A 26,487-nucleotide genomic window follows, 5' to 3' on the forward strand; every position below is an offset into this window, starting at 1 on the left:
TTTTAAGTTTACTTTAAGTTATCCGCAGTATAGTGATGTCAATCCAAAAAAACTTTTTTCATTTTTCCTCGACCAGTAAGGCTGCCAAACTTACTGGTCGGCTTTTTTTCAGCAAAAAAAAAGGAGCATCGACGTGATCGAGTCGATGCTCCTTTTAACTATTGCTTATTTTACACGTGGCTCATTGTATTCTTCGATACGGTCAGACGTTCTAGCAGCCGCATGTTTGGCTTTATCGGTTTGACGTGAAGCAAAATCACCTGTTTTTGATGCTGCAGAAGATACTTTGTCTTGGACTGTTTCGCTGTCTTCTTCATATTCCGCAACGGTTTTCACATCAACCACGTTGATATTGACTTCAATCACTTCTAGTTGTGTCATATTAGAGACTTCTCTTTCAATCACTTCTTTGACTTGTTCAGCGACCTCTGGAATATTGCGGCCATATTCAACCACGATATCTAAATCAACTGCCACTTGTTTTTTCCCAACTTCGGTACTGATACCAGAAGTCACATTGTCTGTATTGACCAATTTTTCAGCGATATTTGAAAAGAAGCCGCCGTCAACAGTCAACAATCCATCTACGTGTTCCAAGGCGATTCCAATGATTTTTTGGATCACTTTGTCATCATACGTCAATGCGCCATTGACTGGTGCTTCACCTGTAGGTCCTTCAAAACCTGGTTTTGGCGGTGTTGGTACTGTTGCATGACCTGGTTTTGGGTTGCCTGGTGCAGGGTGATCCCCTGGCTTAGGTCCATTTGGCTTAGGATCGACTGCTCGTTCAGCACCTGGTACCACTGGATCTGGCGCTTCGGTCAACGGTACAGAATGATCATTTGCTTGATGATTTGTATTCGGCACGACTGGATCTGGGTGTGCACTGATTGGTTTTTCGTTGTTTAATTCATTTCGATTACTCATATAATATTCCTCCTATTTATTGTCGGTTTAGAAATTCATCTAACATACCGGTACGTTGTACATATAATCCCAATAAGAATCCAAGTCCTGTTAAAAGTAGGATCAGCAATGTCTTAAAAAAGCCAATCGTAACAAATAACAATGCGATGATCAGGCCAATCGCGCCGAAAATCAATGGGATTTTGTATTGTTGGATTTCGTTCATGATAGCCCTCCTATTCTACACGTGGATTTTCCGGGGTTTCTTTTTGCTCAAAATTGGCATAATTGACTTCAACTTTGATTTTTTCGCTAGAACCTAGCACACGTTGGACATCTTGTTGAATCTCTGCCATTAAATTTTCGGTCTTGCCAACTAATGCCGAAGTACGTTTTAATCTACCTTTGATTTTGATCAATAGCCGATTTTTTGTCGCTTTGACAGATACTTTTGGTCCTTCAACAAATTCTTTATCGTTGACTTTCGTACGAACAAGTCCTTCGATTGCTTTTTTGTCGATGGTCAACGTTCCTTTATCTTCTTTCAAAACAAAGGTCGTTTTTGTTTTCGGATAAAACAAAATCACAAGAATCACTATCAAGAATAAGATGATCAAGACTGCTGCTACCCAAAACATGTATTGCCGCATAAACAAATTGTTGAAGAAATAAGACACTACATTGCCATCTCGATCGAAACCGAAAGGTAATTGCATATAAGGATTACTCATTAAAACGATTGGCAATAAAACAGTAATAAAGACCAATGAAATGACGATCGATACGATTTTCCACCCTTTACTCATATGACACCTCCTCCTTTGCTTACGTTATTTCATAGTGGTTTACAAATTGATTGCTTCGCCACCTGTAACACCATAAATTTGTGCAGTTACATAACTAGCTTTGTTTGAAGCCAAAAAGACATAGACTGGTGCCAATTCTGCTGGTTGACCGGCCCGTTTCAATAAGGCTTGTTGACCAAATTCTGGTAAGGCATCCTCTGGTTGACCATGGTCTAATTGCAATGGTGTCCAAATTGGACCTGGCGCCACACCATTGACACGAATCCCTTTTTCAGCAAACTGTTTCGCCAAACTAACTGTAAAACTCGCAATCGCTGATTTCGTAGCTGCATAATCCATCAGATGAGCACTTGGACTGAAAGCTTGAACGGATGTTGTAGTCACGATTGCACCGCCAGCAGGTAAATGAGGTTCTGCTGCTTTGACCAAGGCAAACATCGAAATAATATTGACCATAAAGGTATCTTTTACTTGTTCGATCGGTAATTCGGCAATCGATGGGCGGGTGATCTGTTGCGCTGCATTTAACACGAGCGTGTCCAAACCACCTAAAGCACCCACTGCTTTATCAATGATTTCTTGCGGGGCACTTTCATCTCGCAGATCATATGGTAGCAAAATCACTTTGCGCCCAGCTTCTTCAATATAGTGGGCGACTTCTTTGGCATCTTTTTCTTCACCCGGGAAAAAATGCAATGCAATATCAGCACCTTCTCGGGCAAATGCAATCGCTGCAGCACGCCCAATCCCTGAATCACCGCCAGTGATCAAGACACGACGATTTTCCAATTGCTGCGTGCCAACATAAGATTCTTCACCACAATCTGGTTCCGGCAGCATCTCGTCTTGTAAAGCAGGCGTATCTTGTTCCTGTTTGCTGAATTTGTCAGTGTGATAAATATCCCGTGGATCAGTCAATATAGGTTCACTCATTTGTACGACCTCCTTAACTCTATACTAAAATTCTAAACCATTCGAATTTTTTTGGGAAATATAACGCTTGTATAACCAAAAAGAAAATGCTTCTTCGTGTTTTATGGAAAAAGAAAGGGCTGCAAATGTATGGGAAAGCATATCATTTCCCTTTTTTTCAGAAGCCAGTACACTAAGAGATAAAAGAAATGATCATTCGAGGAGGAACCGATATGCCATGGAATGTAGATGATTATCCTGTTTCAATGAAAAATCTCGATCCACTGATCCGCAAGAAAGCCATTTCAATTGCCAACGCCTTGTTAGCAGACGGCTATAACGATGACCGCGCCATCCCGATTGCCACCAGTCAAGCCGAGAAATGGTTCGATGATGCAACAGCTGACGAAAAAAAGGCGTTTCACCAAGAAAAAAATCCGCAAAAAAATGACAAACATGCTATCAACAAAAATGCGCAGAAGTTAATGGATGCCGCTGTAACCGTACAATATCAAGAAGACCATTGGGAAGTCCGTTCTAAAGGCGCCGAACGCGCCAGTGATCAGTTCGATCATAAAGACGACGCAGTGACTAGAGGCAAAGAAATCGCCCAAAACAAGCAGTCTGTTTTAACGATTTATAAACAAGACGGCACCAAGCAGCAAGAAATCGATTATCGCGATAAGTAAAAAAACATGAAGACATCCCTATTGATTGCTTACGCGATCTTGGTTTGTCTTCATGTTTTTGGTTATTCTTTAACTTTCGCAATCTTTCCTTGTTCGATGTAGACCATTAAAATACTAATATCCGCTGGGTTGACCCCGCTGATGCGGCTGGCTTGGGCAATCGTTTCAGGTTGGATTTTTTGCAATTTTTGTTTGGCTTCCGTGGCTAAGCCATTGATTGCTGTATAATCGATCATCTCTGGGATTCGTTTGGCTTCCATCCGTTTTAATTTATCGACTTTTTCAAGGGCTTTTTTGATATACCCTTCATATTTGATTTGGATCTCAACTTGTTCGATCTCTTTTGGTTTCAATGCATCATTCGCTTCAATAAAAGCCAACATCTCTTGATAAGTCACTTCTGGGCGCCGTAAGAAATCATAGGCAAGGACACCATCTTTCAAAGTCGCAGTGCCTTTTTCCGTCAAGTACGCTTGGATTGCCGGTGTTGGTTTGATGCGAATTTTTTTCAATCGCAGCATTTCTTGTTCAACAGCATCTTTCTTAGCTAGATAACTTGCGTATTGTGCTTCTTTGACTAAACCAATCTGATGACCGACTTCAGTCAACCGCAGATCTGCATTGTCATGACGCAGCAACAAGCGGTATTCCGCTCTTGATGTCAACAAACGGTAAGGTTCATTGGTCCCTTTGGTAACCAGATCATCGATCATGACACCGATATACCCATCACTGCGTTTCATAATAAAGGGTTCTTTGCCTTGGATCTTCAACGCAGCATTGATGCCGGCAATCAGTCCTTGACCAGCTGCTTCTTCGTAGCCGCTGGTGCCGTTGGTTTGACCGGCTGTAAATAAGTTTTCAATGACTTTGGTTTCAAGTGTTGGCCGTAATTGATGAGGTACGACAACATCGTATTCAATGGCATAGCCTGTCCGCATCATTTCAACTTGTTCTAACCCAGCAATTGAGTGCAGCATTTGCACTTGAACATCTTCTGGCATTGACGTGGATAATCCTTGTACATAGACTTCTTCTGTATGCAAGCCTTCCGGTTCCAAAAACAATTGGTGACGTGATTTATCAGCAAAACGGACGATTTTGTCTTCGATAGATGGACAATATCTTGCGCCTACCCCTTCAACGATTCCCGTGAACATTGGTGCCCGGTGCAGATTATTTTGAATGATTTGATGCGTCCCTTCATTGGTATACGTCAACCAACAAGGTTCTTGGTTTTGATTATAGTTTTCATCTGGCGTACTGTAACTAAAATGGTTGGGTTGTTCATCCCCCGGTTGGATCTCCGTCACATCATAATTGATGGTACTTGATTTGACCCGTGGCGGTGTACCTGTTTTAAAACGGGCAATTTCTAAGCCCAGCTCTTTCAAATGATCGGCCAAACCGATAGAGGGTTGGGAGTTATTCGGACCCGATGAATATTTCAACTCACCGATAATGATTTCCCCGCGTAAAGCAGTTCCGGCTGTGATCACAACTGCAGCCGCTTCGTAGCGCGCACCAGTGGAGGTAACAACACCATGGCATTGTCCATTGTCTACCAATAATTTTTCAACGATGCCTTGGCGCAGCGTCAAATTGGCTTCTTGCTCAATGGTATGTTTCATTTCAGCAGCATAGGCATGTTTGTCTGCTTGGGCCCGCAATGCACGAACGGCTGGACCTTTACCAGTATTGAGCATCCGCATTTGAATATAGGTTTTGTCGATGTTTCTGCCCATCTCTCCGCCTAAAGCATCGATTTCTCTTACAACGACGCCTTTGGCAGGTCCCCCTACCGACGGATTACACGGCATGAAAGCAACCATATCCAAATTGATTGTCAGCAACAACGTTTTGGCACCCATTCGACTGGCAGCTAGTGCTGCTTCTGAGCCCGCATGACCGGCACCAACAACGATCACATCATAATTTTCTGCTTGATATTCTTGCATGTATTTCTCCTTTGCGCACTGTTGGCGACTTTATTTTCCTAAACAAAATTGACTGAACAATTGGGTAATCAACTCATCTTGCACACTATCTCCGACTACTTCTCCTAGATAATCCCAACAACGGGTCAGATCGATCTGTACCAAATCTACCGGCATCCCTGCTTCTATCCCTTCAATCACTTCAGATAAAGAGTGCGCAGCATTTTCCAATAATGCGATGTGGCGGGTATTAGACAAATAAGAAGCATCCTTTTCGGTGGTTTTACCACCGAAAAAGAGATCCGCGATGGCTTGCTCCAATTGCTCTAATCCCTCATTGGTCAAAACAGAGACTGAGAACACTGGTTCATCTGTGCTATAGGCTGCTAGTTCTTCTGGCGAGATTTGGGCAGGCAAATCGGTTTTGTTCAACAAAATGATCCGTCGCGCCCCTTTCGTCAACGCTAACAACTGCTGATCTTGCGGCGTGATAGCTTCACTTTGGTTAAGAACCAACAAAATCAATTCTGCTTCTTGCAAAGCTTTGCGGCTGCGTTCAACACCAATTTTTTCAACGATGTCTTCTGTGTCCCGAATCCCTGCTGTATCGATCAATTTCAGCGGCACACCACGTACATTGACATATTCTTCAATGACATCGCGGGTTGTCCCAGCAATATCTGTCACAATCGCTTTTTCTTCTTTGAGCAAATGGTTCAGTAAACTTGATTTACCCACATTGGGGCGACCGATAATTGCGGTACTGAGCCCCTCGCGCAAAATTTTCCCTTGTTGCGCGGTCGATAGTAAACCTTCGATCTGCGCTTTGACCATTTGGGCTTTTTCCAATAACAGACGCGTTGTTAATTCTTCAACATCATCATATTCTGGATAATCGATATTGACTTCTACTTGCGCCAACGTTTGCAAGATATCTTGTCTCAATTGACGAATCAACTGTGATAGATTGCCATCCAATTGATTGATGGCCAAATTCATCGCTTTGTCCGTTTTGGCCCGAATCAAGTCCATTACGGCTTCCGCTTGAGAAAGATCGACACGACCATTCAAGAAAGCACGTTTGGTAAATTCACCAGGTTCTGCTAGTCGAGCACCTTGGCGCAACACCAACTGCAACAGTTGATTGACGACAACGATTCCACCATGACAATTGATTTCAACAACATCTTCTCTGGTAAAGGTCCGCGGCTGTTTCATAACAGATAGCATGACTTCATCCATTAAGCGTTCTTCCACAGGGTCTACGATATGACCGTAATGGATGGTGTGACTAGGTACTTCTGCCAGCGATTTGCTGCTGGTAAAGATCCGATCAGCGATTGCAATGGCTTGGTCGCCGCTTAAACGGACAATACTGATTGCCCCTTCTCCTGGTGGAGTTGAAATCGCAGCAATCGTGTCAAATTCTTGCGTAATATTCGCCATATTCTAGCGCCTCCTATTTTTTCCATAAAAAAAAGTGCCCACTCCACCCGTTGATTGAACCCAACGAGTAGACTTCGCACTTTGACTGCTTGTCAATTAAATTCTGTGAATAGATTAGCATATTTTCCTTTGTATCGCAAGTTTCTTGGAAAACTTTTAAATTTTGCATATAAGTGCAAAAAAAGCTAGAATATAAGAAAAGAATGAAACGAGGGAACGCTTATGGATACGACCAAACACACAGATACGTCATCCCGTATCAAAGAAATCATTTTATCAACTGGAAATGTCAATCGACCTTATATCGTACGAGATATCGTCTTCGCGGCGGATAAAATCGAAGTGGATCTTTTTGACACAAGTATTGACCTTAGTGAATTGATGTCTGATGTGACGCTGCGTTTGAAAGAAACAGCCCATCGTTATGGCGCGAATGCAGTCATCAACTGTCATTTCGAGCACGATCGAATCGTTGAAGGCGACAAAACGTTTCTAGAAATTTTTGCCTATGGAACAGTCGTGCAATTTACGCAATCGACGATTGGCGGATAACAAAAAAAAGAGTCCGCGGCTGGACTCTTTTTTATTACCAAAGTATGACCTACGTAGCGTATGTTGACTTTGATAAGAATGATTTGTGTCAAGAATACTTGGTTTCAAATCGCTTGTCAAATCACTTTTGAATAAGAAAAGCGGCAAAGGCCTTCAATCAAGCCTTTGCCGCTTTTAATTATATTTTTTTGGCTGTTGGTTCTACAACGAGATAGCGATACGGTTCGTCCCCTTCAGAATGTGTCTGAACACCTGTATCTTTGCTTAACACCGAATGGATCTGTTTTCGCTCAAAGGCTGGCATCGGCTCTAAGAATACCGGACGGCCTGTTCGTTTGACTTTTTCAGCGGTCCGGCTGGCTAAACGCTCAAGGATCGCTTGTCGTTTTTCCCGATAATCACCTACATTGATGACGACAGACAGTTTATTTTTGGCGATGCGATGAATATAAACTTGTGACAAATATTGTAACGCATTCAAGGTCTTGCCGTGCTTACCGATCAAGATACCTTGTTTGTCTGTCTCTAGTTGAAATACGATCAAGCCATCCTGACGTACAGTTTTGACAAAAGCCGGTGCCTGCAATGCGTTTGAAATATTGGTCAAATAGAGTCCCAATTGAGCCAAAGCTTCATCATCGGACAACTCTGTCTTTTGTTGTGCTTGCTCAGAGATTTGGCCTTCAGTCACTGTCTCAACGATAGCATCTGTATCAGATGTCTGTTCAATGACTGCTTCTGGTTCTGGATCAGTTATTGGTTCAGGTTGGACGAACGCTTTTTCAATTGACACCCGCGCAGGTTTTTTTCCCATGCCCAAAAATCCTTTTTTACCTTCATCAAGTATATCGATCATTGCTTGATCTTTGGTCAATCCAAGAACTTGCAATCCTTCTTGAATCGCTTCTTCTACTGTAAGACTTTCATAAATCGGCATTGCAGTGCAGCCTCCTTTTTATTTTTTGCGTTTTTTCTTAGGGTTCATTGCTTTACTCAATGCCCGTTCCCGTTCTCGTTCTTTACGGGCTGCTTCTTCACGTTCTTGACGAATCTTGAATGGATTGTTCAAGATCAGCGTTTGTACCACTTGGAAGGCATTTGACACGACCCAGTACAAGGATAGCCCGCTGGCAATATTGATCCCCATCAACAGAATCATCATTGGCATCGCAAAGTTCATGATTTTCAAGCTCGCATTTGATTCCACTTGGCTCATGCTAGATAAATACGTACTAGCAAAAGTAAAGAGTGCTGCCAAGATCGGTAAGATGAAGTATGGGTCATGATCGCCTAATTGCAACCACATAAACTTCCCCTCCTGCAAAGCAGGGACGCGAGAAATCGATTGCCATAACGCCATCAAGATCGGCATTTGAACCAATAAAGGCAAACACCCGGCATATGGATTGACATTGTGTTCTGCATATAGCTTTTGGGTTTCTTCTTTTAATTTGCTTTGTGTTTCAGTGTCTTTAGACGCATATTGTTGTTGCAACGCTTTGATTTTTGGTTGCAATTCTTGGGTTTTGCGCATGCTCTTTGTTTGAAAATGCATCAACGGCATCAAAATCACTCGGATGATCAACGTAAAGAGAATGATCCCGATTCCGGCATTACCAAATGATAATGCTTTGATTGCTTCTGCAAAATAATAGACGACATAACGATCCCAGATCCCTGTACTTTGTGCATTGACTTCCCCTGTTGCACCACAGGCAGATAAAACAACTACTAATGAAAGAACTCCCAATAGCAGTAAGACGCGTTTTCCTTTTTTCACGTAACTAATTCCTTTCTATTACTGAATGATTTTCGCAAGTTTCAACACATGCGCCAAGTTCGAATAGATTTCCTTCGACGAACAAGTTGCCGTACTTGGTCGCGCAATAACGATAAAATCGATTGTTGGTGAAATACGCGGTTTCATCTCGGTCAAACTCGCGCGAATTTTTCTTTTCACATCATTTCGTTTGACAGCATTGCCGACTTTCTTTCCAACAGATAGGCCGACCCTAAAATGCGGCTGCTCTTTAGGTAAGACATAGACCACGAATTTCCGATTTGCAAAAGAATTCCCTGACTGGAAAACTTTTTGAAAATCTTGCTCTGATTTTACACGATAAGATTTTCTCATCTCGGTTCCTTCACTTCTTTCGATTATGCTCTGTTACGTCATTGGATACGTAACCACTCACTCGTCAATCATACCATATTTGCGATTCGTCAGGCACTAAATTCCGCAAAAACGGCATAAAAAAAAACCACTGGCAAACAGTGGCTTATGCAGAAATAACCTTTCTGCCTTTACGACGACGGCTAGCTAAAACACGACGTCCATTTTTAGTACTCATACGTTTACGGAATCCGTGAACTTTTTGACGTTTACGTTTATTTGGTTGATACGTTCTTTTCATATATTTCCACCTCCATTAGCAGCTTGCTTATGCGCACAGACATACTTTGATAGTATACCTAGTCCAGTACTACTTTGTCAATAACAAGTTATGCTAATTTCGGCTTCTTTTATCCACAATCTTCGTAAAAGACGTGTATTAGCTGTTTATAATCCAATCTTGTGGAAAACTTTTTCCCCAACGTTCCTTTGCACTTTTCCACAAATAAACATGGTGTCTAAAACTTATCCACATTCTTTTTTTTCGCTGTTGATAACTTCTAGTAATCCCTTTGCTATCAACGTATCAATTGGGTATTATCGTGTGGATAACCTTTCGGAAAATTCACTTATCAACAGAAATAACCATGCTGTGGAAAACCCTTTTTTGGATATGTGCATCTCTCCTTTATTTTTATCCTCTGGTGTGGAAAAGTATTTTTTTCTAACCTTTTTTAACTTAATCTGTGGAAAACTTTTGCAATCCGTGCTATTTTAGTTATATCTATTTTTAGTTATGGGAGGACAATTTATGCCATCTGCTGATTCTATTTGGCAAGATCTGCAAAGATCCTTTAAAGAAGAGTTAAATCCAGCCAGTTACAGCGCTTGGATCGAAACTGCCAATGTCTTGTCTTTTGAAAAAAATCAGCTGCTGATCGAAGTACCCAGCGATCTTCATAAATCTTATTGGGAAAAAAATCTAGCTGCCAAAATCGTTGAAATGGGATTTATGAGAACTGGTGAAGAATTGATTCCTAGTTTTGTGACTGTCGAAGAAGCGGAAGCCCTAAAAACACCTGCGGCTTTGCAAAAAAACAGCACGCCCGAACAGCCGCCTAAAACCATTTTGAACGAGAAATATACATTTGATACCTTTGTCATCGGAAAAGGCAATCAAATGGCCCATGCTGCTGCCTTGGTCGTTGCTGAAGATCCTGGGTCTATTTATAATCCACTTTTCTTCTATGGAGGCGTTGGTTTAGGTAAAACCCATTTGATGCATGCGATCGGTCATCAAATGCTGTTAAAACGACCAACAGCCAAAATAAAATATGTCAGTAGTGAAAATTTTACCAATGATTTCATCACATCGATCCAAAAAAACAAAATGGAAGATTTTCGCAATGAATATCGCAATGTCGACCTGTTGCTGGTTGATGATATCCAATTTCTTGTCAACAAAGAAGGAACACAAGAAGAGTTCTTTAATACATTTGAAGAGTTGTACCGCAACAATAAACAGATCGTATTGACCAGTGACCGTCTGCCTAATGAGATCCCTACGTTACCAGAACGCTTGGTTTCCCGCTTTGCTTGGGGATTATCCGTCGATATTACGCCGCCAGATCTAGAAACAAGAACGGCTATTTTGCGCAAAAAAGCTGAAGCAGAGCGATTGGAGATCCCGGATGATACATTGAGTTATATCGCTGGACAAATCGATTCCAATATTCGAGAACTTGAGGGGGCCTTAGTCAGAGTACAAGCTTTTGCGACGATGCAAAATTCTGATATCACAACAAGTTTAGCTGCTGAAGCCATTAAAGCATTGAAATCAAGCCATGGTTCTACTCAAGTGTCCATTTTACAAATTCAAGAAGAAGTCGCTAAATACTATCATATTCATGTGACCGATTTAAAAGGCAAAAAACGCGTCAAGGGCATCGTCGTTCCACGACAAATTGCAATGTTCCTTTCAAGAGAGCTCACGGACAGTTCATTGCCGAAAATCGGTGGGGAATTTGGTGGTAAGGACCATACGACCGTTATTCATGCGCATGAAAAAATCCAACATCTCGTTGAAACGGATACTACGATCAAAAATGAGATTGCTGAAATCAAACATATTCTCTTCAGTTAAGCTGTGGATAATAAAAATAAAAAGCCAAAAGTTTTCCACAAGTTATTCACAGGCGTTTTCGTTGGTGGTATCACGTTAAACCAAAGTTATCCACATTACTAACAAGCCTATTACTACTATTACTTTTATTTAATAACTATAAATTAAAGGAGTCCCGTTATGAAACTAACTTTAAATCGCTCAGAATTCATGCAAGAACTACAAACTGTGCAACGCGCTATTTCAACAAAGACGACAATCCCTATCTTAACTGGTGTCAAAATCACATTAACGGAACAAGGATTGACATTGACTGGCAGCAATGCAGATATTTCGATTGAAACATTTCTAAGTGCTGATAATGAAAAAGCGCAAATGAACATCGAACAAACAGGTGCCATTGTTTTACAAGCCCGTTTCTTCAGTGAGATCGTTCGTCGTTTACCAGAAAGTACATTAACGTTAGAAGTATTGGAAAATAATCAAGTAGCTATCACTTCTGGAAAAGCCAATTTTACTGTCAATGGGTTAGATGCAGATAGTTATCCACATTTGCCAGTTGTCGAAAGCCAAAATGCAATCGAGATTCCTGGACATATTCTGAATAAAATTGTTAGTGAAACGGTCTTTGCCGTCTCACAACATGAAAGTCGCCCAATCTTAACTGGGGTCCATTTTGTTTTAGAAGATCAAAAACTATTGGCTGTCGCTACGGACTCTCATCGATTGAGTCAACGGGTGATTCCTTTAGACAGCGGAGATACAACGTTCAATATTGTGATTCCTGGAAAAAGTTTAACGGAGCTTTCTCGTTCATTGACAGATGAAGAAGAAGCCATCCAAATCAGCATTATGGATAATCAAGTATTGTTCCAGACCAAAACAATGAAATTTTATTCACGCTTGCTAGAAGGCACCTATCCTGATACCAACCGCTTGATTCCTTCAAGTTTCAATACCGAGATCGAATTTTCTGTCCCTGAACTTTTACAAGCGATTGAGCGGGCATCATTGCTTTCTCATGAAGGGCGCAACAACATCGTTCGTTTGGCGATTTCTGAAGAAGCGGTCGTTTTATACGGAAATTCTCCCGAAATCGGTAAAGTGGAAGAAGACTTGAACTTTGCATCCGTAACAGGGGATCCCTTAGAGATCTCTTTCAATCCTGACTATATGAAAGCTGCTTTACGGGCCTTCGGTGATACAAGTATTGTGATTCGCTTTATCTCAGCAATCCGTCCATTCACCTTAGAACCAACAGAAAGCAAGGGCAACTTTATCCAATTGATCACACCTGTTCGGACCAACTGATTTTCACCGATTTTGAAAATCACTGAAATTTACGTTGAAAATGAATAAAACTGTTTAAAGGGCTTAAAATCGTTTTTAAGCCCCTTTTTCTATTTTCGCTTGCTTTTTATCTAAAAAGAGTAAGTCTTCTGAGAATCAAAAATATACCGATGAATTTGTTTTCTGAAGCAAAAAAGAGTATAATAGAAGTACACATTCTGTGACGGAATTGAGGGAAATTATGAAAAAGAAAATTTTTTTGGAAACAGAATACATGACCCTTGGACAAATGTTGAAAGAAGTCAACGTCATCGGCAGCGGCGGCCAAGCAAAATGGTATTTAGCGGAGCAAACCGTTCTAGTGGATGGCGAACCTGAAAATAGAAGAGGCCGCAAATTATATGCGGGAATGATGATCGAGCTGCCTGATGAGGGTACTTTTTTTATGGCCAAGAAAGAAGATAATCATGCGGCTGAATGAGTTGCAGCTCAAAAACTATCGCAACTATCAGGAATTGCAGCTATCCTTCAATAAAAACCTGATTATTTTTTTAGGGGAAAATGCCCAAGGAAAAACCAATATTCTTGAGAGTATTTATGTGTTGGCTATGACCAAAAGTCACCGGACATCCAGCGAACAAGAATTGATTCGCTGGGAAACGGATGGTGCTTATGTTTCTGGACTGGTGGATAGAGGCCGTTCTACGATACCTTTAGAACTATTTTTGTCCAAAAAAGGGCGCAAAACCAAAGTCAACCATATTGAACAAAAGAAATTGAGTAGTTACATAGGACAATTGAATGTCATTTTATTTGCGCCAGAAGATTTGTCTTTAGTCAAAGGCAGTCCCCAAGTCCGTCGCAAATTTCTTGATATGGAAATTGGACAGATCGACCCTATTTATTTGTATGATCTTGTCCAATATCAATCAGTCTTGAAACAAAGAAATCAATACTTAAAACAACTGTATGAAAAAAAACAAAGCGATGAAGTGTATTTAGAGGTGTTGACGGAACAGTTGATTGATTTTGGCAGCAAAATCATTTTAGCTAGAAAGCGATTTGTTGAACGCCTCGGATACTGGGCGAATGCCCTTCATCAAAAAATCAGCCAAGAAAAAGAAATCTTGCGAATTGATTATTTATCGAATGTGCCTGCAACGGCTCAATCTTTACCAGCTATCCAGCAATACTTCACGCAAGCATTGGCACAAGTCAAAGACCGTGAACGATTTCGACAAGTGACGTTGGTGGGTCCTCATAGAGATGATTTAGATTTCTTGATCAACGAAAGAAATGTCCAGACATTTGGTTCCCAAGGACAACAACGCACCACCGCTTTAAGCGTGAAATTAGCCGAGATCGACTTGATGAAAGAAGAAACGGGTGAATATCCAGTATTGTTGTTAGATGACGTGATGAGTGAACTAGATGATTCTCGGCAGCTGCATTTATTGTCGACGATCGAAGGTAAAGTCCAGACATTTCTGACAACCACCACATTAGATCATGTAAAAGACAAAATGTCTGTTGAAGCAGAGATTTTTTATGTAGAGCAAGGACATATCAAAGGAGAATAGACTGAATGACAGAAGAAGAAAAAAGCTTAGTTGAACGGGCCAAAGCCTATGATGCCAGTCAGATCCAAGTACTTGAAGGCCTAGAAGCTGTTCGTAAACGTCCTGGGATGTATATCGGATCGACCAGTTCTGAAGGATTACACCACTTAGTATGGGAAATCGTTGATAACTCAATCGATGAGGCATTGGCAGGTTTTGCGACCAGTATTGAAGTAATCATTGAACCAGATAATAGTATTACCGTTGTCGATGACGGTCGGGGTATTCCCGTTGGGATTCAAGCCAAAACCGGTCGACCAGCAGTTGAAACTGTCTTTACGATTTTGCATGCCGGCGGTAAATTTGGCGGTGGCGGATATAAAGTATCCGGTGGTTTGCACGGGGTAGGGTCTTCCGTCGTCAACGCATTGTCAACCACACTAGATGTAAAAGTCTACAAAGAAGGCAAAGTTTACTACCAAGAATATCACCGAGGTGCAGTGGTAGATGATTTAAAAGTCATTGGTGAAACAGATCGTCACGGGACAACTGTGCACTTTTTCCCAGATCCAGAGATCTTTACGGAAACTACAGAGTTCAATTTTGACAAATTAGCGACACGTGTCAGAGAATTGGCTTTCTTGAACCGTGGACTGAAAATATCGATTGAAGACAAACGCAGCGAAAAACCTGTGTTGAAAGAATACCACTATGATGGTGGGATCAAAAGTTATGTTGAACACTTGAATGCCAGCAAAACGGCTTTGTTCCCAGAACCAATCTATCTTGAAGGGGAGCAACAAGGCATCACTGTAGAGGTTTCTTTGCAGTACACAGATAGCTACCACAGCAACTTGTTGAGCTTTGCCAATAATATCCATACCTATGAAGGTGGGACCCATGAGTTTGGCTTTAAGACAGCTTTGACACGGGTAATCAATGATTATGCCCGCAAATCAAAAGTGATGAAGGAAAATGATGAGAATCTGACAGGGGAAGATGTGCGTGAAGGCTTGACTGCTGTCATTTCAATCAAGCATCCAGATCCGCAGTTTGAAGGACAAACCAAAACCAAATTAGGGAATTCTGAAGTACGGACAGTTACAGATCGTCTATTTTCAGAACATTTCACCAAATTCTTGATGGAAAACCCAACAGTCGGCCGTCAAGTCGTCGAAAAAGGGTTATTGGCGTCGAAAGCACGGCAGGCAGCTAAACGAGCCCGCGAAATGACGCGAAGAAAAGGTGCGTTGGAAATCAGTAATTTACCAGGTAAATTGGCCGATTGTTCGAGCAAGGATCCTGAAAAATGCGAATTATTTATCGTCGAAGGAGATTCAGCTGGCGGTTCTGCAAAACAAGGTCGCAGTCGGGAATTTCAAGCGATTTTACCGATCCGCGGGAAGATATTGAATGTCGAAAAAGCCAGCATGGACAAGATTTTGGCCAATGAAGAAATCCGTTCATTGTTTACTGCTATGGGTACAGGTTTTGGTGCTGATTTTGATGTCTCAAAAGCGCGTTACCATAAATTGGTTATCATGACGGATGCCGATGTCGATGGCGCCCATATCCGTACCTTGTTATTGACGCTCTTTTATCGTTACATGCGTCCAATCGTGGAAGCAGGCTATGTATATATTGCTCAACCACCTTTATATGGTGTCAAACAAGGGAAAAATATTCATTATATCCAACCTGGAAAGAACGCAGAGCAAGATTTGAAAGATAAGATTGCTTCTTTACCAGCAACACCTAAACCAACAGTCCAACGATATAAAGGGCTGGGAGAAATGGATGATCACCAATTATGGGAGACTACAATGGATCCAGATAATCGGATGATGCTGCGTGTCAGTGTTGATGATGCCATTGAAGCCGATCAAATTTTCGAAATGTTGATGGGTGATCGCGTAGAACCGCGACGGGCCTTCATTGAAGAAAACGCACATTACGTGAAAAACTTGGATATCTAGTCAATCGCAGAGGAGGAAACAGCTTGAGTGAAGCAAAACAAAATATTCATGACGTCAACCTGACGAGTGAAATGCGTGAGTCCTTTATCGACTATGCGATGAGTGTTATCGTAGCAAGGGCTTTACCAGATGTACGAGACGGCTTAAAACCCGTGCACCGCAGAATTTTATACGGGATGAATGAATTGGGTGTGACACCAGACAAACCCCACAAAAAATCTGCCCGGATCGTTGGGGACGTAATGGGTAAATATCACCCCCATGGAGATAGCGCGATTTATGAATCAATGGTACGGATGGCACAGTCATTCAGTTACCGTTATATGCTCGTTGACGGCCATGGTAACTTTGGTTCTGTCGACGGTGACGGTGCCGCTGCTATGCGGTATACCGAAGCCCGTATGAGTAAATTGGCGATGGAGATGTTGCGAGATATCAATAAAGATACCGTTGATTTCCAAAGCAACTATGATGACACAGAGCGGGAACCAGCTGTCTTGCCTGCACGTTTCCCGAATTTATTGGTCAATGGAACCACAGGGATCGCGGTGGGAATGGCTACCAATATCCCACCTCATAACTTAAATGAAGTCATTGCAGCCATTGATTTATTGATGGAGAATCCTGAAGTGACGACGAGCGAATTGATGGAAGTACTGCCTGGTCCCGACTTTCCAACTGGCGGGATCGTTATGGGGAAATCAGGTATTCGTCGCGCCTACGAAACAGGTAAAGGATCGATCACTGTCCGTGGGAAAGTCGAAGTAACTGAGATGCCAAATGGCAAAGAACGAATCTTGGTCACAGAATTGCCTTACATGGTCAATAAAGCCAAATTGATCGAACGGATCTCCGAACTTCATCGTGACAAACGAATTGAAGGAATCACTGACTTACGAGATGAATCTTCCCGTGAAGGGATGCGCATCGTGATTGATGTCCGCAGAGATGTTAGTGCTTCAGTGATTTTGAATAACTTGTACAAAATGACTGCTTTACAATCATCATTCGGCTTTAATATGCTGGCTATTGAAAAAGGTGTACCTAAAATACTCAGTCTGAAACGTATTTTAGAGAATTATATCGAACATCAACAAGAAGTGGTGACCCGACGGACACAATTTGACAAAAGTAAAGCGGAAGCGCGGGCCCATATTTTGGAAGGCTTGCGGATTGCTTTGGATCATATCGATGAAATCATTGCTTTGATCCGTGCTTCAGCTTCTGATGATATTGCTAAAACAACGATGATGGAGCGTTTCGAATTATCTGAACGTCAGGCACAAGCTATTTTAGATATGCGTTTGCGTCGTTTGACTGGTTTGGAACGGGACAAAATCGAGAATGAATACCAAGGTTTGTTGGCATTGATTGCTGATCTAACAGATATTTTGGCCAATCCACAACGGGTATTAGAAATCATCCAAACAGAATTGCAAGAGTTGGGACAACGCTTTGGGGATGCCCGACGGACAGAATTATTGGTGGGTGAAGTACTGAGTCTTGAAGATGAAGACTTGATCGAAGAAGAAGAAATCGTGATCACTTTAACCAACAATGGCTATATCAAACGGGTAGCCAATTCAGAATTTCGTGCCCAAAGACGCGGCGGACGTGGTGTTCAAGGTATGGGCATCCATGATGAAGACTTTGTGCGTACGTTGATCTCTTGTTCGACCCATGATACACTGCTATTTTTTACCAACAAAGGAAAAGTCTATAAAGCAAAAGGCTATGAAATTCCAGAATACGGTCGAGCAGCCAAAGGAATTCCGGTCATCAATCTGCTAGGGATTGATTCTAGTGAACGCATCGAAGCAATCATTTCAGCATCTGGCGGACCACAAGAAGGGCGCTATCTCTTCTTTACTACCCGTTTAGGAATCGTTAAGCGGACCTCAGTGACCGCTTTTGCCAATATTCGCGCCAACGGATTGATCGCAATCGGTTTGAAGGAAAACGACGAACTTGTGAATGTGATTGAAACCCATGGGGAAGACAAAGTGATTATTGGTACCCACAAAGGCTACTCTGTTACTTTCCAAGAAGCATTGGTCCGTGATATGGGAAGAACGGCTGCCGGTGTGCGAGGGATTCGTCTCAGAGATGAAGATTATGTTGTCGGTGCTGCCGTGATCAAAGAAGACAGTGAAGTCTTAGTGATCACAGAAAACGGCTATGGCAAACGCACTAAGGGCTCTGAGTATCCAATCAAAGGTCGAGGCGGTAAAGGAATCAAAACGGCGAATATCACGCCTAAAAACGGTCCATTGGCTGGTTTGGCAACGGTGTCCGGAGATGAAGATATCATGGTCATCACCAATAAAGGTGTCTTGATCAGATTCAATGTATCCTCTGTTTCACAAACAGGTCGCTCAACATTAGGTGTCCGTTTGATGAAAATGGAAAATGAGGCCAAAGTTGTAACGATGGCCACTGTTGAACCTGAACCAGAAATGGAAGAAGCGACGACTGATCAAGTATCAGACACTGCTGCAGACATAGAAGCTGTTCAAGAGCTTGTTGATAGTCAAGAGTCACCAACAGAGAGTGAAGAATAAGCGCATTTGATGATGAAATATAAAAGTCGATCTCATTTCCAGTGAGATCGATTTTTTTTAATGCAAGTCATACTTTGTGGCGTAATTCATTATGTAAGGGATAAGGTCGTCCACCAATAAAAACAACTTGCAACTTGGATGTAAAAAGTGTATAATAATTATTTGTGAGTAGTCTAACCAGGCCACTCTCTCTGCTCCTAGTCAACTAGGGGCCAAAGTCCACAGGGAGGTGAAAAATCAATGGAAAATACGAAATATGAAATTTTATACATTATTCGTCCAAACATTGATGAAGAAGCTAAATCCGCATTGATCGCACGTTTTGATTCAATCTTAACTGATAACGGCGCTGAAGTTATCGAGTCTAAAGATTGGCAAAAACGCCGTCTAGCGTATGAAATGGATGGATTCCGTGAGGGTATCTATCACATCGTTAAAGTTTCTTCTTCAACAACTGCAAGTGCAATCAACGAATTTGACCGTCTTGCAAAAATCAATGATGACATTATCCGTCACATGATTGTCAAAGAAGAAGCATAATATTGTTTCACGTGAAACAAAAGCGATGAGGAGATGATGAACTTTGATTAATAATGTTGTACTAGTAGGAAGATTAACCAAAGATCCTGATTTACGTTACACATCTAATGGCACGGGTGTCGCAACCTTTACTTTGGCGGTAAATCGTAATTTTACCAACCAAAGTGGTGAACGCGAAGCTGATTTTATCAACTGTGTTATCTGGAGAAAACCAGCTGAAACCATGGCAAACTATGCGCGCAAAGGTACATTGCTAGGTATTACAGGACGGATTCAAACACGTTCTTATGATAACCAGCAAGGTCAACGTGTGTATGTAACAGAAGTTGTTGCTGATAACTTCCAATTATTAGAGTCTAGAAATGCTTCAGAGCAAAGAAAAACGGATAATAACGGGAATAGCAATAATACGTATAACGCAAATAGTTCTAACAGTTCTTCTGGATTTGGTCACAATCAAACCAATCAAACTCAATCCTCTCAACCATCAGGAATGCCAAATTTTGATCGCGACAACTCTGATCCGTTCGGAAACGCATCAATCGACATTTCAGACGATGATTTACCATTCTAAGAAATTGATAGGAGGGAAATAGGATGGCACAACAAAGAAGAGGCGGACGCAAACGTCGTAAAGTAGACTATATTGCAGCTAACCATATCGAACATATCGACTATAAAGATATTGAATTACTAAAACGTTTCATTTCAGAACGTGGCAAAATTTTACCACGTCGTGTAACTGGTACTGGTGCGAAAAACCAACGCAAACTTACCATTGCAATCAAACGCGCACGTATTATGGGATTACTTCCATTCGTAGGCGAAGAATAAATCGACAGCAAATGACAAGCTTCTATATAGAGGTTTGTCATTTTTTTCTATTATTTGACTTGTTGAGCGTTATTTTATTGTTCGTAAATATAACGAACAAGATATATAAAATTGCTACTAATCAGAATTTCACGTTTCACGTGAAACATTTTTTTGCATCATCGCCTAATTTCTTAAACTGTGGTAAAATAGGATAACGAAAGAGTACAAACTGGGAGAAAAATTGAGGGGTTTAATAATGGCAGCAATTGGGTTGATTTCAATTGACAACTATGATGATTTGATTGAAAAAAAAGACGATAAGCAAGTATCTTATTTGAACTCGCTGATTACAACGCTGATTTCTGATTGGGCAAGTGAAAACAGTGTTTTTTACAAACGTATCAATTCAGAGCGTTTTCTTTTTGTTGCGAAGGATTCTGATATTGATCGGATGAAAGAAGACAAATTTCAATTTTTGACCCGCGTGCGACAGGTGGCTGAAAAAAATGATTTGCCATTGACGATCAGTATGGGTATTGCTTATGGTCAAGAGTCTTTTGAGGTGATCGGGGAAGAAGCCCAAAATAATCTCGATGTGGCTTTAGTCAGAGGTGGTGACCAAGTTGTGTTGAGAGAGGCAGTCGAAGATGCCAAACCGCAATTCTTTGGGGGGAATACCGATGGTACACCAAAGAGAACGCGTGTTCGCTCTCGAGCAATGAGTACAGCGCTCAAAAAGATTTTTGCGGAGAATCAGCGGATATTTATCATGGGACACCGTTATCCTGATATGGATGCCTTAGGCTCTGCCTTTGGTGTTGCCTATATGGCAATGATGAGCGACAAAGAGTGTTATATCATCTTGAATCCTAAAGAAATCACAGCGGATATTGAGCGTGCCCTTGAGGAATTAAAGAAGTATCCTGATCTTGAACGACTCGTGATTTCCGCTGATGAAGCAATCGATCTTTCAAATGACGATAGCGTTTTAGTTATGGTGGATTATCATAAACCATCGATGTCGATTTCTCAAGCTGTCTATGACGCATTTGAAAAAATTGCTGTGATCGATCACCATCGTCGTGGAGATGAGTTTCCTGACAAACCATTACTGACTTACATTGAATCGACTGCTTCTTCTGCAGCAGAACTGGTAGCAGAATTGATTCAATACCGGGCAGCCCGTAAGTCATTATTGCCTAAGTTTATCTCTACCGCACTTTTAGCTGGTATCTATGTGGATACCAAAAACTTTACTGTGCGTACGACTGGCCGTACCTTTGATATAGCCGGTTATCTAAAAAATCAAGGTGCAGACACATCTTTGGTTCAATATATGCTCAGTACAGATTTAGATTCTTATCTGATGATCAGTGAATTGGTATCACGAAGCAAACATTTTAAAGAAGATATCGTAATCGCTGCAGCAGATGAAGATCGCGTGTATGATAGTGTGACAGTAGCCAAAGCTGCGGATACATTATTGTCTATCAACGGCATCCACGCTGCCTTCGTGATCACCAAACAACCAGGAGACTTGATTGGGATCAGTGCCCGCAGCACGGGCAAGGTCAATGTCCAAACGGTGATGGAGGCCTTGGGGGGTGGTGGCCATTTTACCAACGCAGCAACCCAAATCAAAGGAAGCAATATCGATGAGGTGGAGCATCGACTACGCAATGAATTAATCAATCATGATCAATAACAAGGAGTGACCAAGATGAAAGTTATTTTCTTACAAGATGTAAAAGGTAAAGGCAAAAAAGGCGAGATCAAAGAAGTACCGAATGGCTACGCCCAAAATTTTCTGATCAAAAACAACTATGCCAAACCGGCCAATAATGAAAGTATGGCAGAATTAAAAGGCAAGCAAAAAGCCAAAGAGAAACAAGATGCAGAAATCCTCGCTGAAGCACAAGCGTTGAAAGAAGTTCTTGAAAAAGAAGAAACAGTGGTCAAGATCCAAGCCAAAGCTGGTGAAGATGGTCGTTTGTTCGGCTCAATCCCTTCGAAACAAATCGCTGACGCATTGAATAAACAATACAAAATCAAATTGGATAAACGCAAAATCGAGTTAGACCAACCGATTCGTGCATTAGGCTTCACACAAGTACCAGTAAAGATCCATCCACAAGTAACTGCGACCATCAATGTTCATACGGTCCAAGAATAAGGGAAAGACCCAACAGTCAAATGTTGGGTCTTTTTCAGGGAAGGTCACAAAGGTCCCTTGTACTTTATAGGGTTATCTTGTAGAATAAATGGACACTAGATGAGGAGCGAAAGGTATGAATGAAGCGTGGCAGAACCAAGTCCCTCCACAAGATATAGAAGCGGAACAAGCGGTACTGGGTGCAATATTTTTAGATGCTGAAGCGATTATCGATGCAATGGAAGTCATTGCACCGCAAGATTTTTATCGTCGAAGCCATCAAATTATTTTTCAAGCAATGATTCAATTGAATGACCGCAGTGAAGCCATCGATTTGATCACGCTGAAAGCGGAGATCGAAAAGAGCAGTAGTCTGGAAGATGTCGGCGGATTAACGTACTTAACTGAACTCAGTCAAGCGTCACCCTCCGCAGCCAGCATCGCTTATTATGCGAAAATCGTTGATGATAAAGCTACTTTGCGTAACTTAATCCAAACTGCCAGTAGGATCGTCACACAAGGGTTTGAACAAGACGAAGATGTCCAATCCATCATTGATCAAGCAGAAAAAAGTATTTTGGAAGTATCAGAAAAGCGAAACAGCAATGGTTTCCAATCAATCGCAGATGTCTTGAATCGGACGATTGAAAATATTGATCAACTGGCGCAAAATAATGAAGAAATCACAGGACTGCCAACAGGTTACCCTGCATTAGACAAAATGACGGCAGGCTTGCAAAAAGAAGAATTGATTATTCTTGCTGCCCGTCCCGCCGTAGGTAAAACAGCTTTTGCGTTGAATATCGCGCAAAATGTGGGAACTAAAACAGATCGGTCTGTTGCTATTTTTAGTTTGGAAATGGGGGCCGAATCGTTAGTCAATCGGATGTTGTGTGCTGAAGGATCAATTGAAGCTGGTCATTTGCGAACTGGGCAATTGTCAGAAGAAGAGTGGCGTAATTTGATCGTGGCAATGGGGAGTTTATCCAATGCCAGTATCTATATCGATGATACACCGGGGATCAAAATTTCAGAAATACGTGCCCGTTGCCGAAAATTGGCTCAAGAAAAAGGCAATCTTGGCTTGATTTTGATTGACTATCTGCAGTTGATTGAAGGTACGGGTCGTGAGAATCGGCAACAAGAAGTATCTGAGATTTCCCGCCAACTCAAAAAATTGGCGAAAGAATTGAAAGTACCTGTTATTGCACTTTCTCAATTATCGCGGGGCGTGGAACAAAGACAAGATAAACGCCCTGTGTTGAGTGATATCCGGGAATCAGGATCCATCGAGCAAGATGCGGATATCGTAGCCTTTTTATACCGAGATGATTATTACCGCAGTGAAGAAGGCGAAGATGATAACCAAGAAGAGCAGCAAGACAACAATGTCATAGAAGTCATTATCGAGAAGAACCGGAGTGGTGCCCGTGGCACGGTTGAGTTGTTGTTTATCAAAGAATACAACAAGTTTTCTTCGGTATCACCGCGCACAGACTTTGGATGATCAATGGTTCTCATTATAGACCAACGAGACAAGTCAACTAAAGCTCAATGAGCAAGCTACACAAGATTGGGTACACCTTTAAAAGAGGCTGTGCCTTTTTTTATTCGTTTTTAAACGATATTTTTTTTGTCGGATAAAAAATAGTTCGTTTTTTAACCTTAAAAAATGAGAAATACAATTGAATATTCGATTTTAGATTGAAAGCCGTTGCGAAACTTGTTACAATACATAAGGAATGCATTAAACAAAGAAAGAGGTCATTTTATGTCATCTGTAGTAGTAGTAGGTACACAATGGGGCGACGAAGGTAAAGGAAAAATCACAGACTTTTTGAGTGAAAACGCGGAAGTCATTGCACGTTATCAAGGTGGCGACAATGCGGGACATACGATTAAATTTGACGGTGTGACCTATAAATTGCATTTGATTCCTTCAGGAATTTTCTATGCAGACAAAATCAGCGTGATCGGAAATGGCGTGGTCGTCAATCCTAAATCACTTGTAAAAGAGTTAGCATACTTGAAAGAAAATAATATAATAACAAAAAATTTAAAGATTTCTGATCGTGCACATGTTATTTTACCTTATCATATCCAATTAGATCAGTTGCAAGAAGATGCAAAAGGTGAGAACAAAATTGGTACGACGATCAAAGGAATCGGACCAGCCTATATGGACAAAGCGGCGCGGGTCGGTATTCGAATCGCAGATTTATTGGATAAAGAGATTTTTGAAGAACGCTTACGCATCAATTTGGAAGAAAAGAATCGTCAATTTGTCAAAATGTTCGATGCTGAACCGATTGATTTTGATGATGTCTTTGAAGAGTATTATGCCTACGGCCAACAAATCAAGCAATACGTCACAGATACATCAGTGATCTTAAATGATGCCTTAGATGCAGGCAAACGGGTATTGTTTGAAGGGGCACAGGGGGTAATGTTGGATATTGACCAAGGAACGTATCCATTTGTCACATCTTCTAATCCAGTTGCTGGTGGCGTGACGATCGGTAGTGGCGTTGGCCCTTCAAAAATCAACAAAGTAGTTGGTGTTTGTAAAGCTTATACCTCTCGAGTGGGGGACGGTCCTTTCCCAACAGAGCTATTTGATGAAACAGGTCAACAAATTCGTGAAGTCGGTCGTGAATATGGAACGACAACTGGGCGTCCCCGCCGTGTCGGTTGGTTCGATACCGTTGTGATGCGTCATTCAAAACGTGTGTCAGGCATCACCAACCTATCACTGAATTCAATCGATGTATTGAGTGGCTTAGATACAGTTAAGATTTGTACTGCGTATGAATTGGACGGAGAGAAAATCTATCATTACCCTGCAAGTCTGAAAGAGTTAAATCGCTGCAAGCCAGTATATGAAGAATTGCCTGGTTGGTCTGAAGACATAACAGGGTGCAAAACGTTGGCAGATTTACCTGAAAATGCCCGTAATTATGTGCATCGTGTATCAGAATTAGTGGGTGTCCGTATTTCGACTTTCTCAGTTGGACCAGACCGCAATCAAACCAATATTTTAGAAAGTGTTTGGGCACAAATCTAAAAAAGACCCGTTTTAATGAACGGACAGTACAAGACAAAGCAAGAATCTAGTCAGATAAGCAAAAAAACGTTTGTTTCATTTGCTTCATCGCAAGAGAAATGCTTTTGTCTTGTGCTTTTTTTGCTATAATAAATCATATGAAAGGGGTGGAATCATGTTTCAAATGATAACTGATTCTTGTTGTGACCTACCTGCGGAACGACTGGCTGAACTGGATGTCGCATTTATTCCAATGGTAATTGAACTTGAGGGGAAAGAATATACAGATGATATGGGTCAATCCTTTGATACGGATTGGTTTTTAGCAAAACTGAAGGAACATGCGCAACCAACTACGTCGCAAATCAATGTGGGCCGCTATATGGAATATTTCCGTCCATACGTTGAAGCAGGGACACCTATTTTGTATTTAGGCTTTTCATCTGGAATGAGCGGCTCTTTCCAAAGCGCGGTCCAAGCCGTAGCGTTGTTGAAAGAAGAATACGAAACAGTTGAAATTTCTCTGATCGACACGAAATCAGCAAGTTTAGGTGAAGGATTTTTGGTTGCTGAAGCGGCACGACGTAAAGCGGAAGGTGCGTCATTGATGGAAGTGAGTCAATGGGTCGAAGCACACAAAATGCAAATTGATTCTTGGGTGACAGTGGATGACTTGAAACAACTGGAACGGGGAGGACGTATCTCTAAAACTGCAGCGGCAATCGGCGGTTTATTGAATGTCAAACCGATCATCACTGTTGATACGGACGGAAAATTGCGAAATGTCGATAAGGTGAGAGGCAGAAACAAATCGATTCAACACATCGTAGAACGCACGATTGCCAATTTGCAAGCAACTCAAACAAAGACTGTTTATTTGGCAAATGCTGGAGACGATGAAGCGGCGGAAAAAGTCATCGCAAGCTTGCGCGAAAAAATGCCGGATGTTGATATTTATCATTATCCATTAGGTCCTACGATCTCGAGTCATACGGGATACGGGTGTCTTGCGGTCTTCTCTTTTGGGACACAGCGCATAGCTGGTGTGTAATATCAAATGAAGGATA

Annotated in this window: 26 protein-coding genes; 16 read left to right on the forward strand and 10 right to left on the reverse strand. The window is 41.5% G+C overall.

The annotated features are described in order from the left end of the window. Nucleotides 1-165: 165 nt before the first annotated feature. The 4 genes from A5886_RS00095 to A5886_RS00110 are packed head-to-tail and all read right to left on the reverse strand — an operon-like array spanning nucleotide 166 to nucleotide 2,645. Nucleotides 166-927 (reverse strand): Asp23/Gls24 family envelope stress response protein, encoded by a 762-nt coding sequence (locus A5886_RS00095; RefSeq protein WP_086273083.1) that lies wholly within the window; start codon nucleotides 925-927, stop codon nucleotides 166-168. A 16-nt stretch (nucleotides 928-943) separates the two neighbouring features. Then, nucleotides 944-1,132, reverse strand: a complete 189-nt coding sequence (locus A5886_RS00100; protein WP_086273084.1) for a DUF2273 domain-containing protein — start codon at nucleotides 1,130-1,132, stop codon at nucleotides 944-946. A 10-nt stretch (nucleotides 1,133-1,142) separates the two neighbouring features. Continuing rightward, nucleotides 1,143-1,712, reverse strand: a complete 570-nt coding sequence (amaP, locus tag A5886_RS00105; protein WP_086273085.1) for an alkaline shock response membrane anchor protein AmaP — start codon at nucleotides 1,710-1,712, stop codon at nucleotides 1,143-1,145. Between the two features lie 39 nt (nucleotides 1,713-1,751). Then, nucleotides 1,752-2,645: an SDR family oxidoreductase gene (locus A5886_RS00110; RefSeq protein WP_086273086.1), complete on the reverse strand. Its 894-nt coding sequence runs from the start codon at nucleotides 2,643-2,645 to the stop codon at nucleotides 1,752-1,754. A gap of 212 nt (nucleotides 2,646-2,857) precedes the next feature. Between A5886_RS00110 and A5886_RS00115 the strand changes: the two genes are divergently transcribed. After that, complete coding sequence (locus A5886_RS00115) at nucleotides 2,858-3,313, forward strand: DUF2188 domain-containing protein (RefSeq protein ID WP_086273087.1); 456 nt, start codon at nucleotides 2,858-2,860, stop codon at nucleotides 3,311-3,313. 62 nt (nucleotides 3,314-3,375) lie between these two features. Here A5886_RS00115 and mnmG read toward each other — a convergent pair whose 3' ends face one another. Both mnmG and mnmE read right to left on the reverse strand, forming a co-directional pair. Beyond that, nucleotides 3,376-5,271: a tRNA uridine-5-carboxymethylaminomethyl(34) synthesis enzyme MnmG gene (mnmG, locus tag A5886_RS00120; protein WP_086273088.1), complete on the reverse strand. Its 1,896-nt coding sequence runs from the start codon at nucleotides 5,269-5,271 to the stop codon at nucleotides 3,376-3,378. Nucleotides 5,272-5,301: 30 nt separating this feature from the next. Beyond that, a complete protein-coding gene (gene mnmE, locus A5886_RS00125; protein ID WP_086273089.1) occupies nucleotides 5,302-6,696 on the reverse strand; it encodes a tRNA uridine-5-carboxymethylaminomethyl(34) synthesis GTPase MnmE in 1,395 nt (464 codons plus the stop codon). Between the two features lie 222 nt (nucleotides 6,697-6,918). Between mnmE and A5886_RS00130 the strand changes: the two genes are divergently transcribed. After that, nucleotides 6,919-7,248, forward strand: a complete 330-nt coding sequence (locus A5886_RS00130; protein WP_086273090.1) for a heavy metal-binding domain-containing protein — start codon at nucleotides 6,919-6,921, stop codon at nucleotides 7,246-7,248. 178 nt (nucleotides 7,249-7,426) lie between these two features. Here the strand turns inward: A5886_RS00130 and jag are convergent, their stop codons facing one another. The 4 genes from jag to rpmH all read right to left on the reverse strand — a co-directional run bounded on the left by jag (nucleotide 7,427) and on the right by rpmH (nucleotide 9,662). Next, on the reverse strand, nucleotides 7,427-8,185 hold the full coding sequence (gene jag, locus A5886_RS00135; RefSeq protein WP_086273091.1) for an RNA-binding cell elongation regulator Jag/EloR: 759 nt from the start codon (nucleotides 8,183-8,185) through the stop codon (nucleotides 7,427-7,429). An 18-nt stretch (nucleotides 8,186-8,203) separates the two neighbouring features. Continuing rightward, nucleotides 8,204-9,028: a YidC/Oxa1 family membrane protein insertase gene (locus A5886_RS00140; RefSeq protein WP_086273092.1), complete on the reverse strand. Its 825-nt coding sequence runs from the start codon at nucleotides 9,026-9,028 to the stop codon at nucleotides 8,204-8,206. 18 nt (nucleotides 9,029-9,046) lie between these two features. After that, the gene (gene rnpA / locus A5886_RS00145) at nucleotides 9,047-9,382 is read right to left on the reverse strand and encodes a ribonuclease P protein component (RefSeq protein WP_086273093.1); all 336 of its coding nucleotides are present in this window, start codon (nucleotides 9,380-9,382) and stop codon (nucleotides 9,047-9,049) included. Between the two features lie 145 nt (nucleotides 9,383-9,527). Further along, nucleotides 9,528-9,662 carry a 50S ribosomal protein L34 gene (gene rpmH / locus A5886_RS00150; RefSeq protein ID WP_002356012.1) on the reverse strand — a complete coding sequence of 45 codons (135 nt, stop codon included), beginning with the start codon at nucleotides 9,660-9,662 and terminating at the stop codon, nucleotides 9,528-9,530. Nucleotides 9,663-10,172: 510 nt separating this feature from the next. Between rpmH and dnaA the strand changes: the two genes are divergently transcribed. The 14 genes from dnaA (at nucleotide 10,173) to A5886_RS00220 (ending at nucleotide 26,471) form a co-directional block, all read left to right on the forward strand. Beyond that, the gene (gene dnaA, locus A5886_RS00155; protein WP_086273094.1) at nucleotides 10,173-11,504 is read left to right on the forward strand and encodes a chromosomal replication initiator protein DnaA; all 1,332 of its coding nucleotides are present in this window, start codon (nucleotides 10,173-10,175) and stop codon (nucleotides 11,502-11,504) included. Nucleotides 11,505-11,663: 159 nt separating this feature from the next. Then, nucleotides 11,664-12,794 carry a DNA polymerase III subunit beta gene (dnaN, locus tag A5886_RS00160; protein WP_086273095.1) on the forward strand — a complete coding sequence of 377 codons (1,131 nt, stop codon included), beginning with the start codon at nucleotides 11,664-11,666 and terminating at the stop codon, nucleotides 12,792-12,794. 220 nt (nucleotides 12,795-13,014) lie between these two features. Beyond that, a complete protein-coding gene (gene yaaA / locus A5886_RS00165; protein ID WP_086273096.1) occupies nucleotides 13,015-13,254 on the forward strand; it encodes a S4 domain-containing protein YaaA in 240 nt (79 codons plus the stop codon). Beyond that, nucleotides 13,241-14,353, forward strand: a complete 1,113-nt coding sequence (gene recF / locus A5886_RS00170) for a DNA replication/repair protein RecF (RefSeq protein WP_086273097.1) — start codon at nucleotides 13,241-13,243, stop codon at nucleotides 14,351-14,353. The genes yaaA and recF overlap by 14 nt, the downstream gene beginning before the upstream one ends. Nucleotides 14,354-14,358: 5 nt before the next feature. Then, a complete protein-coding gene (gene gyrB / locus A5886_RS00175) occupies nucleotides 14,359-16,308 on the forward strand; it encodes a DNA topoisomerase (ATP-hydrolyzing) subunit B (protein WP_086273098.1) in 1,950 nt (649 codons plus the stop codon). 71 nt (nucleotides 16,309-16,379) lie between these two features. After that, nucleotides 16,380-18,869: a DNA gyrase subunit A gene (gene gyrA / locus A5886_RS00180; RefSeq protein WP_373404595.1), complete on the forward strand. Its 2,490-nt coding sequence runs from the start codon at nucleotides 16,380-16,382 to the stop codon at nucleotides 18,867-18,869. Nucleotides 18,870-19,109: 240 nt separating this feature from the next. Next, complete coding sequence (rpsF, locus tag A5886_RS00185) at nucleotides 19,110-19,409, forward strand: 30S ribosomal protein S6 (protein WP_054116884.1); 300 nt, start codon at nucleotides 19,110-19,112, stop codon at nucleotides 19,407-19,409. A 43-nt stretch (nucleotides 19,410-19,452) separates the two neighbouring features. Then, the gene (gene ssb / locus A5886_RS00190; RefSeq protein WP_086273100.1) at nucleotides 19,453-19,983 is read left to right on the forward strand and encodes a single-stranded DNA-binding protein; all 531 of its coding nucleotides are present in this window, start codon (nucleotides 19,453-19,455) and stop codon (nucleotides 19,981-19,983) included. 23 nt (nucleotides 19,984-20,006) lie between these two features. Further along, on the forward strand, nucleotides 20,007-20,243 hold the full coding sequence (gene rpsR, locus A5886_RS00195) for a 30S ribosomal protein S18 (protein ID WP_005226367.1): 237 nt from the start codon (nucleotides 20,007-20,009) through the stop codon (nucleotides 20,241-20,243). A gap of 238 nt (nucleotides 20,244-20,481) precedes the next feature. After that, entirely contained in the window at nucleotides 20,482-21,930 is a 1,449-nt protein-coding gene (locus A5886_RS00200; RefSeq protein WP_086273101.1) for a GGDEF domain-containing protein, read from the forward strand. Nucleotides 21,931-21,945: 15 nt separating this feature from the next. After that, nucleotides 21,946-22,398: a 50S ribosomal protein L9 gene (gene rplI, locus A5886_RS00205; RefSeq protein WP_086273102.1), complete on the forward strand. Its 453-nt coding sequence runs from the start codon at nucleotides 21,946-21,948 to the stop codon at nucleotides 22,396-22,398. Between the two features lie 115 nt (nucleotides 22,399-22,513). After that, nucleotides 22,514-23,884, forward strand: a complete 1,371-nt coding sequence (gene dnaB, locus A5886_RS00210; protein WP_086273103.1) for a replicative DNA helicase — start codon at nucleotides 22,514-22,516, stop codon at nucleotides 23,882-23,884. 264 nt (nucleotides 23,885-24,148) lie between these two features. After that, a complete protein-coding gene (locus A5886_RS00215; protein ID WP_086273104.1) occupies nucleotides 24,149-25,441 on the forward strand; it encodes an adenylosuccinate synthase in 1,293 nt (430 codons plus the stop codon). Between the two features lie 154 nt (nucleotides 25,442-25,595). Continuing rightward, on the forward strand, nucleotides 25,596-26,471 hold the full coding sequence (locus tag A5886_RS00220) for a DegV family protein (RefSeq protein WP_086273105.1): 876 nt from the start codon (nucleotides 25,596-25,598) through the stop codon (nucleotides 26,469-26,471). Nucleotides 26,472-26,487 lie beyond the last annotated feature (16 nt).

Origin of the sequence: Candidatus Enterococcus testudinis (genome assembly GCF_002140915.1) — a bacterium.
GTDB classification, from domain to species: Bacteria; Bacillota; Bacilli; order Lactobacillales; family Enterococcaceae; genus Enterococcus_D; species Enterococcus_D testudinis.